We start from the raw sequence: 13,390 nt of genomic DNA, 5'->3' as shown, positions 1-13,390 counted from the left end.
CACTATGCGCGTCATCATTCAGCGAGTTAAATCTTCTTACGTCACCGTTGGCGAACAAACTATTGGCAAAATTGGACGGGGTTTAAACTTGCTGGTGGGAATTGCCGATACTGATACGGAAGCAGAACTGGACTGGATAGCACGTAAATGTTTGGAATTGCGTCTATTTGGTGCTGAGGAAGGGAACGATCGCTGGCAAAAATCCGTCACAGAAATCGATGGCGAACTCTTAGTTGTCAGTCAGTTTACTCTGTATGGCGATTGTCGTAAAGGTCGCCGCCCTTCCTTCGACCGCTCGGCTGCACCAGAAGCAGCGAAAAACCTATACAATCTGTTTGTGGAAAAGCTACGCGACAGTGGTTTAAAAGTAGAAACGGGAGAGTTTGGCGCGATGATGCATGTTTTTATTGATAATGATGGTCCCGTGACTTTGCTACTAGAGCGAGAAGCCATATAAAAAAGTCAAAAGTCAAAAGTCAAAAGTCAAAATTATTGATTCATGATGTTAAATAAAGTTATCGTGAAAAGAATGCAGATATTTTTTGCATTCTTATTTTTGTTTGCAATTTTAACAAAATTAGAGACTAATTCTTGGAACGATGCTTCCAGAATGGCAACGATTGAGTCACTGGTGGACTTTCACACTTTTAGTATCGATCGCTCTACTTATATCTGGACTGGCGATAAATATTTCTATCAAAATCATTTTTATTCTGACAAGCCACCAATTATGGCTTTGTATAGTTCGGTATTTTATTTATTTCTAAAATCTGTCTTTAACCTGACTATTGCCACACATCAATCTGTGACCTACTTTTTGTTAACAGTACTAATTATGGGCGTTATGTCCAGCTTAGGACTAGTTTGCTTGTACGAGATTTTCAAATTTTTTCGGATTGACGAGCGGTGGACAAATATTGTGCTGCTTCTGGCGGGGGCGGGAACGCTAGTTTTACCATATTCAATTGTTTTTAACAATCATGCTTTTAGTGGCAGTCTTTTACTCTTCAGCTTTTACTTTTTATTACTCAGACGACACGAAGTAAGAAATGCCGCGATCGCCGGATTTTTTATTGCTTTTGCTGGCAGCACTGATATTACAATGTTCGCCTTAATTCCGTTGTATTCTATTTTGTTATTTAATCAGTGTCATCGAGCTAAGCTTTCTTTCGTTTTGGCTTGTATTCCGATGATATTACTTTATATATGGTTGAATTTTTATACTTCTGGCAGTATCATTCCTCCAGCAATGAATGCTAAGTTATGGGACTATCCGGGGTCTTATTTTGGTGCAGGTAATCTTTCAGGATTGGTAGGACACGATTTACAAAGTTTAGCTATTTATGCTTTTCATATGCTTTTTGGTAGTAGAGGTCTGCTATCCTATACCCCAATTTTATTATTTGCAATTTATGGCTGGAGTAGAGCGATAATGCAACCAGGTTTTAAATATAAAAAAGAGTATTTATTCATTGCTGCGATTTGTTTAGCTTACGTGATGTTTTATATTTTTCGTAGCAATAACTATAGCGGTCATAGTTATGGAGTCAGATGGTTCGCTTCAATTATGTTATTAGCGTGCGTGCCGTTAACTCACGTTCTCGAACCCATCCAAAAATCAAAGCTGCTGCGAGGAATTTTTCTAGCGATCGCCTCAGTTTCAATTCTAATTTCCTTAGTAGGTACGATCGCACCATTTGGGGGAATTAATGTCAACGGTTACAGTTCATTTTTTCTGAATCTAGAACTGTGGCAGAAACAACTGTTATGGGACAAAGTAAAAGTTATCGCAGCTGCGATCTCGGTATACGCAACATTCGCTTGGTTTTGGAGACAGTTTAAGACAAACTTGGGTAGGCGATCGCCATCTCTGTAGCGGCAGGTTCGCAACAATTTGTATTGTTTGATTTAAATATATCGGTAAATCCGTTTTGGCGATCGGGCGGGTTTATCAAACATGTTTGTGATTTGCCGATCGGAATCGATAAACCCGCCCCTACAAATGCACTGGTCACTGGTCACTGGTCACTGGTCACTGTTTTCCTCGTGGCGATCGGGCGGGTTTATCAAACATGTTTGTTGTTTGCCGATCGAATCGACAAACCCGCCCCTACAAATGCACTGGTCACTGGTCACTGGTCACTGGTCACTGTTTTCCTCGTGGCGATCGGGCGGGTTTATCAAGCATGTTTGTGATTTGCCGATCGAATCGACAAACCCGCCCCTACAAATGCACTGGTCACTGGTTACTGGTCACTGATAACTGTATTCCCCGGATTGCCAAATCTAACAATTCTATCGGATGCATGACCGAAATCTTTTTCTCTTGTAATTTCAAATGCTTGCTTATTTGCAGCGTACAACCAGGATTGGCAGATGCAATCAAATTCGCACCTGTATTTAATAAATTTTGGACTTTTTGCTGACCTAATTCATCGGCAACATCTGGTTGCAACATATTGTAAACTCCAGCGCTGCCACAACACAAAGCTGCGTCGATTGGTTCGCGCAACTGCACTCCTGGGATTTGTCGCAACAACTGACGGGGTTGGACGCTAATTTTTTGCCCGTGCAATAAATGACAAGCATCCTGATAAACCAGAGTTAAAGGTTTTTCAGATAGGGGTGAAAGTTTTGTCGTTAAGCCGACAGTAGCGAGAAACTCTTGTACGTCCTTGACATTGGCTGCAAATGCTTGTGCTTTTTCCCGATATTCTGGATCGTCTTGCAATAAGTGTCCGTACTCTTTCAAAGTATGACCGCAGCCAGCAGCGTTAATAATGACCGCATCTACGCCTGTATCGGCAAAAGCATCTATCATCTGTCTGGCTAGTGCTTTCGCCTGTTCTTCTTGTCCCTGGTGATGCGGTAGCGCCGCACAGCAGCCTTGAGATTTGGGGATGACGACTTCACAGCCATTTGCTGTTAATACCCTGACAGTAGCTTCATTAATGGGAGAGAAAAATAGCCGTTGGACGCAACCTAAAATTACTCCTACCCGATAGCGCTTTTCTCCCTGTGCTGGAATTATCGTAGGCAAATCGTCCCGAAAAGATTTCAGCGTAATTTTGGGTAAGATTGATTCCATCGCCGCCAATCTAGGAGAAATGTATTTCAAGATTTTGGTAGCGCGGACGAGTTTTTGCACGCCTAACAATTGATACAAAAATAAAGGCACTAGCATCCACCGCAGGCGATGGGGATAGGGGAAGAAGGAGAAAATAAGCTTTCTGTAGAGGCGATCGCCTAAACTACGAGGATAGTTGCGTTCTACTTGGGGACGAGTGGCAGAAATTAATTTGTCATACTGCACCCCTGAAGGACAAGTGGTGACGCAAGCAAGGCATCCCAAACAAGAATCAAAGTGTTCTACTGTAGCGGTATTGAGAGCAATTTCGCCTTCGTTAATTGCGTCCATCAGGTAGATTCTACCTCTAGGCGAATCCATCTCTTTGCCAATGACGCGATAACTAGGACAAGTAGATAGGCAAAAGCCGCAGTGAACGCAGGTATCGATGAGTTTCGGATCGGGGGGATGTTGTGAATCGAACCCTTTTAAATTCTTAATCGACCCCGTTTCTGGATCTATTAAATGATTATTTAAAGGATTTTCTGAAGTTTGCATAGTGGTTGATGGTTGATAGTTGATAGTTGATGGTTGATAGCGATCGACAATTAACTATCAACAATTAACTAATGTTTATTAAATCTCGCCGACAAACCTTTGCGGACTCAAAACATTTTTTGGATCGAACTGTTGTTTTATGCGTCGCATTAAATCTAAAGCATTGCCTCGATAACCCCAGACATCAAGCTGCTGCTTAAATACTGCTGGGGCTTCTAAAACAGACAAATAACCTCCTTGATTTTGGCAGTGAGTTCTCATACTTAAAACCGTGTTTGCCTTGACACTAGTGTTGTCAAATCTGATCACTCCCAAACCGCTACCAACATGGATTGTACCGATCGCCGATTCTGGAGCAACCCGATCTAAATAGAGCAAAGTTGCAACAGCAGTTGCTGGTAATACTCCTATTTTGCAAGTAACTGCTTGCATTGGTTGAGGAGAACGTATTTGTACTTGTAATTGTTGCCATAAGTCAGCTTCGTCCGCATCTGAGTAGGTGGTGCTTTGCAATCCCAATTGTTGTCCCATTTCTACTAGCCGTGCGGTTTGTTCTCGGACGCTAGCACTCAGGCTTTGAAAGCGAACCATTAATCCTAGTCCTTGACCTATTCCTATGGTAGTGACTAGATGAGAAGATAGCAGGTCGGCTTGGGTGGGAGTTAACGCCGAACTCCTGATTTTAGATGTCGCTTGGGCGATCGCCTCAGCCGTGCCTGTCAGCGTCACCGTCCCGGATGCGGGTGGTAGGGGGTAAACCCGTAGTGTTACCTGGGCGATCGCGCCTAGCGTGCCGTAAGAACCTGTAAATAGCTTCATTAAGTCGTAGCCAGCGACGTTTTTCACGACTCGTCCCCCAGCTTTGGCAATTTCTCCATCAGCACGGACAAAGGAAATACCTAGTAGTTGATCGCGCACGCCGCCGTAACGTTGTCGGAGTGAATTGGTATCAGCCGTGGCGACAATGCCCCCGATTGTAGCTGATTCTGGTGCGGTGGGGTCGAGGGCAAGAAATTGTCCTGTAGGGGCTAACACTGCTTGTAGATCGGCAAATTTCATCCCCGCTTCTACAGTTACGGTTAAATCTCCGACAGCGTGTTGGATGAGTCGGTTTAGGCGTGCGGTACTGACAAGCACTTGGATATTTTTTGCCAGTCCTCCCCAGCTGAGTTTTGTACCGCTGCCATAGACTAAAATTCGCCAGTTGTTGCTGTCGGTATATGCCATGACTGCTGCTAGTTCGGCTGGCGTTTGGGGATAGACAATGCAGCTAGGTGCGATATTGGAGGCGATCGCCCCCTGGATGTGTTCTTGTCGCATCGCATCTATATCTTCCCATTCCAAGACAGATTCTGGGCTGACAATAGCTGCAAGTTGGGTCGCGATCGCTTTCATCAGTAATTTTACTCATCCTGAAAATTTCGGAACTGGACTAATCTAACAACAGTGGTTTTGCTCGTAATCTCTACGAGGCGATGCTAAAAAGCCGCAGTAACTAAAAGTTAACCATGTTACTACCCCCAATTCCTAGACGCTCGTGGTTGCCAATGGCGATTTTGCTATTGGCAGGGTATGCAGGTAATTATTTCAGCTTGCCGCTCTTTTTTGGCGTAGATTTTTTGTTTGGTAGTATTTCTGTTTTATTAGTAGTGCGCTTTTTCGGTATTCGCTGGGGAACAATTGCCGCAGCGATCGCCTCCGTACACACTTTCTTTCTCTGGAATCATCCCTACGCCGCGATCGTTTTGATTGGCGAAGCATTATTTATTGGTTTACTGTGGCGCAACCAAAGACAAAGTTTGGTGCTATTAGATGTCATTTACTGGCTGGTGTTGGGTATCCCGTTGGTGTGGCTGTTTTATTCCCGCTTGTTACACGTCGATTCGGCTCAAACTTGGTTAGTGGTGTTGAAACAGTCTGTCAATGGCATTTTTAACTCTATTATCGCTAGCTTGGCAATTAATTACTTACCTATTTCTAGATGGGTGAGTCGTGCCCAAGTCAGGCATACTCCATCCATGCGACAGGTTTTGTTATCTCTTTGTGCGACTTCCTGTTTTTTACCTGCACTAATTTTAGTTGTTTTAGATTGCAATTTGGTTTCCCAACAGATCCACAACACAATTCAAGTTGAACTTAAAGATACTGCTCAAGAGGTGATAGCTGGTTTGGCAGATCGCCAGCGCGAATATTTAAATGTTTTATCTCAACTCGGTCAATTAGCTACTAATAATACGACCGCTAACGCGCCTTCAACGCAATTACAGCACAGCCTGGAGTTGCTACAGCAAGTTTATCCCGAATTAATTCTATTACAAGTTATTAATGCTACCGATACTATTGTTGCCTCTGCACCCCAAATCGATCCAGCCTTAACTTCACCTGGTACATTAGATGCACAGCACATAAAGACTTTAAAGCAGATCGAAACTAGTCTCAAACCCACTATAGGCAACGTCCACATCCATCCGAATGAACGAATTCCCCAAATCGATATTGGCGTACCGATACTAACTAACAATCGCTTATCTGGTGTAGTATACGCTCACCTCAACCTCTCCTATTTAGAGAACTTTTTGCGATCGCAGCTTTCTCACAGAGTTCACCAAATTATTCTTCTCGACTCTCATAATCAGATCGTTGCCAGTAGCGATTCTAAATTACAACTGATGCAAAATTTCGATCGCCTGCGTGGGGGAGAAATGCGATCGCTGAGTCAAAAGACAGCCAGTGGAAATATATATTTTGAAAATACATACCTATGGTTACCACCTAAAGGCAAACTTCCGGCGATGGTACGCTGGCGACGCTCTCTATATGTTAAAGAACAGCCGCTGAACGATCGTTCTCAATGGAAACTGATTTTAGAAATTCCGGCTGCACCTTATATCGACCACCTACAGCAAACTTATATTAACGACCTTACTTTCATGCTAGTTACGGTATTGATTGTTTTAATTGGCGGCATACTACTCAGCCGTAAATTAGCAAATCCATTAACCCAGTTAGCTACTGTAACTACAGATTTATCCTCTCAATTGCCAGAAAAGAACTTGATGCAGTTTCCTACTAGTCAGGTAGTAGAAATTAATTCGTTGATTGGAAATTTTCAGTTCATGACGGTGGCTTTAAATGAAAAGTTTCAAGAAGTGCAGGCAGCAAACGAATCTCTACAACAAAGAGTCCAAGAGCGTACCAAAGAACTATTGCGAACTAATCGAAAATTAGAGCGTGAAATTAACGAGCGTCAGCAAGCTGATGCGGCTCTCCGAGAGAGTGAAGAACGCTATAGAGATTTATTTGAAAATGCTAGCGATCTAATTCAAAGTGTTACACCAGACGGTCATTTAGTATATGTAAATCGAGCCTGGAAAGAAACTTTAGATTATAGTGAAGATGAAATTTCTCGTTTGAGAATTTTTGATGTTATTCATCCCGATAATTTAGAGCATTGCCAGAAAACTTTTCGGGAAGTCATGTCAGGAAAACAGATTTCGGAAATAGAAACGGCATTTATAACTAAACAAGGTGAGAAAGTTTGGGTTGCAGGTAGTATTAATTGTAAAATTATCAATGGTAAGCCAATCGCTACCCGTGGTATATTTCGCAATATCACAGAACGAAAGTTAGCCGAAGCTGAGATGATTTACGCTTTAGAAAAAGAGAAACAGTTAGTAGAACTGAAATCGCGATTTATTACTACAGCATCTCACGAATTTCGGACTCCGCTAACAACAATTCTAATGTCAGCTAAGCTACTCGAACAATTTGGCGATCGCGCTTCAGAAGATAAAAAACGCATGTATCTCGATCGAATTCAAATTGCTACCAAACGCATGACACAATTGTTAGATGATGTTTTACTGATTGGTAAAGCTGAAGCCGAAAAACTCGAATTCAATCCCACACCAGTACCCTTAGAACAATTTTGCCATGACTTAGTAGAAGAAATGCGGATGAGTGCTAGTAGCAAACACTCAATTATTTTTACCAGTCAAGCACAACCGATAACTGCTAATGTCGATGAAAAATTGCTCCGTTATATTTTGAGTAACTTACTTTCCAATGCAATTAAATACTCGCCTAAAGGCGGTGACATCGATTTAAGCTTATCTATTGAAGCCAGAAAAGCTACTTTCTCCATCCGCGATCGAGGAATTGGTATTCCGGCTCAAGACATAGAACAACTCTTCCATTCTTTTCATCGTGGTAGTAACGTAGAAAATATCTCTGGTACAGGCTTGGGAATGTCTATTGTCAAACAGTGTGTAGACTTGCACAGCGGCGAAATTAGCGTCACCAGTGAAGTTGGAATAGGAACGACTTTTGTTGTGACTCTGCCAATATAATCAGTTATCGGTAACTAGTCGCTAGTGACTAGTTACTGAAATTGAATCTAGCCACTAGCCACTAGCCACTCACCAACTACCCATTACTTTTCCATCTGTTGCAAAATCTGCTCTACATAACTTATGCCTGTTGAGTTGTTTTGTGTGGAGTAGAGATCTTTGGCTTTATGCAAAGATGCTTGTGCTTCGGGCAAATTTCCTTGACTCCAAAATGCTACACCGAGATTTTGGTAAGAGGTTGGATCGTTGGGTTTGAGTTGAATTGCTTGTCGAAAAGCAGCGATCGCTTCTGCAAATTTGCCTTGACTACCGAGGGCGATTCCTAAATTATTGTAGGTTTCAAAATTACGCGGATTGATGGCAAGAGCATGTTTGAAGGCGTTTTCTGCTTGGATGTACTGTTGCTGATTGCCAAAAGCAAGCCCTAAATTATTGTGAGCGTTTTCGTACTGAGGATAAATTTCAATTGCTTGATTGAAAGCCGCGATCGCTTCTGAGAATTTTCCCTGTTCGGCTAACTCTACACCTCGATTGTTGTGCGTTGCTGCTACCTGTAGGTTTTCTTGCGGTTTGATTTGCCTTGGTAACGTTTCTATAGCATAACTAGGTTGCATCCCTAGCATCAGTATGCTGACACCGACAAATGCAGCTCGGAATTTTGTCAAGAAAGCCTGTGGTACTCTCATCGCTACCTTCCTAGCAACTTCTCGCCAATTCCATTGTAGGCTTAGACAGTTATCAGTGTAGAGACGTTACACGTAACGTCTCTACTTGTTGTTACTTAGAAACCTGTGGCTTTTCTACCGAAGTTTGGGCTTTACCGTTCTTAGCATTACCGTGCGTGTGTCCGTTGCCGTTGCGGGGTTGAATTACGCCATATCCACCATGATTGCGTTCGTAAATGACGTTTATTTCTCCAGTTTCGGCATTGCGGAACATATAAAAATCGTGATCGACGAGTTGTAGTTGTTCTAGGGCTTCATTCAGTGTCATTGGTGGCATGGCGAAGTATTTCGTGCGGACGACTTCGCTAGGTAATTCGGGAGTGCGATCGCCAATCAAATCATTAACAACAGGTGGTTCTACTGCCTCTAAGCTAGTTTTTGGCTGAGTTTTCTTGTCTTGCAATTTTTCTTTATACTTGCGTAGCTGTCGGGCAATTTTATCGGCGACTAGATCGATGCTGGCGTATAAGTTCTCGCTACTTTCCTCTGCCCGAATTACAGTTCCGTTGGCGTAAATTGTGACTTCCGCTGCTTGTTTTGGGTTGATCCTGGGATTGCGGGCTACTGACAAATGAACATCTACTTCAGTGGTTAGAGTTTGAAAATGATTGACTGCCTTTTCTATTTTCTGATTCACGTACTCGCGAATGGCATCGGTGATTTCGATGTTTTTGCCATGGATCACAAGCTTCATATTTAATTCTCCCGATGGATACGAACCAAATTTGTGTTAGGTTAAATACAAAGCAGCAACAATTTGCTGTCAGTGTCTACTTACTAAAAGCCCGAATTCTGGTGTTTTAAGTACTCCAGAAATCAATCGATTGGTGCGCTTTTTGTCACCATTTCACCACGCTTTAGTTTATCAACTTCGCTATTTTGCGATGAAAATTTACCAGTCGCACTTCCTGACGAAAAGGGTTTGTTCCTGCTGATAAACTACAGGTATTTCCCAGTTGGAGGGCGATCTGGGATTTTTCCTAGTAGAACCTCGACTTTCACATCGAGTCTGGCGTGGTGGTAAAGCCTTCCTCCCTGCTGTGTTTGTGTTTCTACTTTCAAGTTAGCACTTTGTATTCTGGAAAACAGAGAGGTTTTAGTTCTTTTTAATATCCTTCGCATTCCTTGACATTTCTTGATGTAGTCAATCGCAAATGCAATAAAATTTGGTAAAAAATACGCTTGAACTTTTTTGCGATCGCTTGTAATCATCTCCATGAAACGCCATCAATGCTATCTTTATAATTACGGACTCGTCTGTTATGCTGAGGCTTGGAATTGGCAAAAACATCTGTTGCAACAGCGCCGCCAAGATCCCGATTTACCTGATGTCTTAATTTTGCTAGAACACCCGCCAGTCTACACTTTAGGACACGGAGCTAGTTTAGATTTTCTGCAATTCGACCTTGACAAAAGTGCAGAAAAAGTATATAGGATAGAAAGAGGTGGAGAGGTAACTTATCACTGTCCCGGTCAACTGGTAGGCTACCCGATTTTAAATCTGCAATTCCACCACAAAGATTTGCACTGGTATTTGCGGCAGCTAGAAGAAGTCTTAATTCGCGTATTAGCAGTGTACGGGTTGCAGGGCGATCGCGTCCCTGGTTTAACTGGGGTATGGTTGGAAGGATATAAAGTCGCAGCGATCGGGATTAAAGTCAGTCGCTGGGTGACAATGCATGGTTTTGCTTTAAATGTCTGTCCCGATATGGCAGGTTTCAGTAAAATTGTCCCCTGCGGGATTGCCGATAAACCCGTGGGTAGTTTAGCTCAATGGATACCAGATATTCAACTAGAGCAGGTGAAATTGCAAGTTGCGCGATCGTTTGCAGAGGTATTTGAAGTAGATTTAGTAGAGCAAAAAGGATTGGAAGAAGATATAGATCGATACAGTTTGGTTAAAAACGATAGATCCTCAAAGATTCCCCCTAGCCTGCCTTGAGAAGGGGGGAACAATGCCCCCCTTTTTAAGGGGGGTTGGGGGGATCGAGATCTGAATCTTCAATTGGGTAACTCCCAATCACCTAATCATTTCTCATACCATCAGGTAAATAAACACCTTTAAGATCTGCACCGCGCAGATTAGTTCCTACTAATTTTGCCCCTTGCAAATTTGCATCTTGTAGAGAAGCATTTCGTAAATCGGCATTTCTTAAGTTTGTATTTCCCAAATAAGCATCATCTAGTACAGCATCTCGGAGAATCGCCCGTTGAAAATTAGCATCTTGAAGATTAGCATTTTCTAATATTGCGAGTTGCAAATCGGCATCTCGAAAATTAACGCCCCTGAGATAAGCAGTATCTAGTTTTGCACCTCGAAGACTGCTACCCTCTAGATTGGCATTTTCCAGGTTTACTTTTTCTAAGTTGGCATTATTCAAGTTAGCATTGTCTAAATCGACAGATCTCAGGTAAGAATTTTCTAATTTCGCACCTCGAAGATTGCTACTTGCTAAATTAGCATTTTCTAAATTTGTATTTTCTAAGTCAGCATTTTCTAAGTTGGCATAACTAAGATCGGCATTTCTCATATTTGCACCTCTCAGTTTTGCACCCCTCAAATTTGCACCTTGAAGCTCGGCATTTTCTAGGTTACATCCTTCACATTCATTAGTAGATAGTAACTGTTCGATCGCGCTATTTTGTTGCTTAACTAATTGAACGCTGCGATCGCTCGATCGGATGCTGGGATTGTAGGGTGCGATCGGTGGATCGTTCGCGTAAGCCAGTAAACTTAGTATAGGAGCTAACATCGCGTATAAAATCCTGAAGCGATCGGTTATTAATTTTTAGTCTAATCTTTTCGGAAATAGACAGTATATTTTTCCCGCCAAATCTTATTTTTACGAGCTTTCGCCTTACTCCAACAATCATTTAGCTTGCATACATAGAAAAAATTAATTAACTCAAAAATTAACAAACTGCGGCTGGGTAGAAGTGATACAATCGACAACCATAGCTAGGGGTGTCTGGGAAACCAGGCTGAGACAGTCCCTTAGAACCTGAGACTGGGTAATACCAGCGGAGGGAAGCTGTTTATGCGAGGAACTCGAAATGCGTACAGAATGGATCGCGAAGCGTCGCGGGCAAGATAACGTGTCTCAAATGCACTTTGCTCGTAAAGGTGTAATAACCGAAGAAATGCATCATGTCGCCCGACGGGAGAATTTACCCGTGGAGTTGATTCGAGATGAAGTAGCGCGGGGACGCATGATTATCCCTGCCAATATCAATCATCCCAATTTGGAACCGATGTGTATTGGCATCGCCTCCAAATGTAAGGTGAATGCTAATCTTGGTGCTTCGCCCAACTCTTCCAACCTAGATGAAGAAGTTGCCAAGCTCAATCTAGCGGTAAAATATGGAGCCGATACCGTCATGGACTTATCCACAGGCGGCGGTAACTTAGATGAAATTCGCACTGCAATTATTAACGCTTCTCCGGTGCCAATTGGCACTGTACCAGTCTATCAAGCTTTAGAAAGCGTCCACGGTAGTATTGAAAAGCTCACTGCGGAAGATTTTCTCCACATCATCGAGAAACACGCCCAGCAAGGTGTAGACTATATGACAATTCATGCTGGGATTTTAATCGAGCATTTGCCATTAGTCAAAAACCGAATTACCGGAATTGTCTCCCGTGGTGGAGGTATTTTAGCGCGGTGGATGTTGCACCATCACAAACAAAATCCGCTGTACACGCACTTGCGCGACATTATCGAGATTTTTAAGAAATACGACGTGTCCTTTAGTTTAGGTGACTCTCTACGCCCTGGCTGTCTCCACGATGCATCCGACGAGGCACAGTTAGCAGAATTAAAAACTTTGGGACAACTGACTCGTAAAGCCTGGGAACACGATGTCCAAGTCATGGTAGAAGGACCAGGACACGTCCCGATGGATCAAATTGAATTTAACGTCCGCAAGCAGATGGAAGAGTGTTCGGAAGCACCTTTTTACGTGCTGGGACCATTGGTAACGGATATTGCCCCAGGCTACGACCATATCACTTCTGCGATCGGGGCAGCAATGGCAGGTTGGTATGGTACGGCAATGTTATGCTATGTCACACCTAAAGAACATTTGGGCTTACCCGATGCGGAAGACGTGCGGAATGGTTTGATTGCCTACAAAATCGCCGCCCACGCTGCGGACGTGGCGAGACACCGCATCGGTGCTAGAGATAGGGATGACGAGCTTTCAACCGCCCGTTACAATTTCGACTGGAATCGTCAGTTTGAATTATCCCTCGATCCAGACAGGGCAAAGGAATATCACGACGAAACCCTGCCAGCAGATATTTATAAAACTGCTGAATTCTGCTCGATGTGCGGTCCCAAATTCTGCCCGATGCAAACAAAAGTTGATGCTGACGCGCTGACGGAACTAGAAAAGTTCTTGGCACGAGAAACTGTGAAAGGATAGTGGTGAGTGGTGCGTGAAGAAGGGGTCTAGGGTGTGGGGTATGGGGTGTGGGAAATTTGTTTTTGGTTGTTGGTTGTTGGTTGTTGGTTGTCGCTCCCTCAACTTCGCGACTCTCCTTCAGCTCCCTCAGCCCCCTCAGCCCCCTCAGCTCTCTTAATTGTGTCTCCTCAGATATAAGACAAGTTTGCCCTCGTCGCTTTAAAATCTTTGCAGAACATAGGGTAGGATTGTCTGTCTCGCCCTAATTGTTGCTCGTTAAATTGACT

12 protein-coding genes and 1 riboswitch are annotated in these 13,390 nt (G+C 43.1%); of the genes, 5 read left to right on the top strand and 7 right to left on the bottom strand.

Annotated features, from left to right (window positions below; genetic code table 11):
- Positions 1-4: 4 nt before the first annotated feature.
- Together dtd and CHRO_RS12845 are read left to right on the top strand one after the other, a co-directional pair.
- Positions 5-457: a D-aminoacyl-tRNA deacylase gene (dtd, locus tag CHRO_RS12850; protein WP_015154638.1), complete on the top strand. Its 453-nt coding sequence runs from the start codon at positions 5-7 to the stop codon at positions 455-457.
- Between the two features lie 42 nt (positions 458-499).
- Entirely contained in the window at positions 500-1,876 is a 1,377-nt protein-coding gene (locus CHRO_RS12845) for a hypothetical protein (RefSeq protein WP_015154637.1), read from the top strand.
- On the opposite strand, the gene CHRO_RS32165 is transcribed toward CHRO_RS12845, so the two are convergent.
- The 3 genes from CHRO_RS32165 to CHRO_RS12835 form a co-directional block, all read right to left on the bottom strand.
- Complete coding sequence (locus CHRO_RS32165) at positions 1,839-2,015, bottom strand: hypothetical protein (RefSeq protein WP_181824327.1); 177 nt, start codon at positions 2,013-2,015, stop codon at positions 1,839-1,841. The two genes, CHRO_RS12845 and CHRO_RS32165, sit on opposite strands and share 38 nt — an antisense overlap.
- A 224-nt stretch (positions 2,016-2,239) precedes the next feature.
- On the bottom strand, positions 2,240-3,625 hold the full coding sequence (locus CHRO_RS12840; RefSeq protein ID WP_015154636.1) for a (Fe-S)-binding protein: 1,386 nt from the start codon (positions 3,623-3,625) through the stop codon (positions 2,240-2,242).
- Positions 3,626-3,703: 78 nt separating this feature from the next.
- Positions 3,704-5,020, bottom strand: a complete 1,317-nt coding sequence (locus tag CHRO_RS12835) for an FAD-binding oxidoreductase (protein WP_015154635.1) — start codon at positions 5,018-5,020, stop codon at positions 3,704-3,706.
- Positions 5,021-5,133: 113 nt separating this feature from the next.
- Here CHRO_RS12835 and CHRO_RS12830 point away from each other — a divergent pair, with 113 nt between their 5' ends.
- Positions 5,134-7,974: an ATP-binding protein gene (locus CHRO_RS12830; protein WP_015154634.1), complete on the top strand. Its 2,841-nt coding sequence runs from the start codon at positions 5,134-5,136 to the stop codon at positions 7,972-7,974.
- Positions 7,975-8,057: 83 nt separating this feature from the next.
- Here CHRO_RS12830 and CHRO_RS12825 read toward each other — a convergent pair whose 3' ends face one another.
- The 3 genes from CHRO_RS12825 to CHRO_RS12815 form a co-directional block, all read right to left on the bottom strand.
- Positions 8,058-8,660: a tetratricopeptide repeat protein gene (locus CHRO_RS12825; RefSeq protein ID WP_015154633.1), complete on the bottom strand. Its 603-nt coding sequence runs from the start codon at positions 8,658-8,660 to the stop codon at positions 8,058-8,060.
- 91 nt (positions 8,661-8,751) lie between these two features.
- A complete protein-coding gene (gene hpf / locus CHRO_RS12820) occupies positions 8,752-9,393 on the bottom strand; it encodes a ribosome hibernation-promoting factor, HPF/YfiA family (protein WP_015154632.1) in 642 nt (213 codons plus the stop codon).
- Positions 9,394-9,638: 245 nt separating this feature from the next.
- Entirely contained in the window at positions 9,639-9,917 is a 279-nt protein-coding gene (locus CHRO_RS12815; RefSeq protein WP_041462462.1) for a hypothetical protein, read from the bottom strand.
- On the opposite strand from CHRO_RS12815, the gene lipB reads away from it, so the two are divergent.
- A complete protein-coding gene (gene lipB / locus CHRO_RS12810; protein WP_015154630.1) occupies positions 9,916-10,641 on the top strand; it encodes a lipoyl(octanoyl) transferase LipB in 726 nt (241 codons plus the stop codon). The genes CHRO_RS12815 and lipB overlap by 2 nt on opposite strands.
- 82 nt (positions 10,642-10,723) lie before the next feature.
- On the opposite strand, the gene CHRO_RS12805 is transcribed toward lipB, so the two are convergent.
- Positions 10,724-11,452 carry a pentapeptide repeat-containing protein gene (locus CHRO_RS12805; protein WP_015154629.1) on the bottom strand — a complete coding sequence of 243 codons (729 nt, stop codon included), beginning with the start codon at positions 11,450-11,452 and terminating at the stop codon, positions 10,724-10,726.
- A gap of 198 nt (positions 11,453-11,650) precedes the next feature.
- Positions 11,651-11,746: riboswitch (TPP riboswitch) on the top strand.
- A gap of 7 nt (positions 11,747-11,753) precedes the next feature.
- On the opposite strand from CHRO_RS12805, the gene thiC reads away from it, so the two are divergent.
- Positions 11,754-13,124, top strand: a complete 1,371-nt coding sequence (gene thiC / locus CHRO_RS12800) for a phosphomethylpyrimidine synthase (protein WP_015154628.1) — start codon at positions 11,754-11,756, stop codon at positions 13,122-13,124.
- The last annotated feature ends 266 nt before the right edge of the window (positions 13,125-13,390 follow it).

Origin of the sequence: Chroococcidiopsis thermalis PCC 7203 (assembly GCF_000317125.1) — a bacterium.
GTDB classification, from domain to species: Bacteria; Cyanobacteriota; Cyanobacteriia; order Cyanobacteriales; family Chroococcidiopsidaceae; genus Chroococcidiopsis; species Chroococcidiopsis thermalis.
Note: the sequence above shows the minus strand (reverse complement) of the source record. Positions and strands in the feature narration are given on the sequence as shown.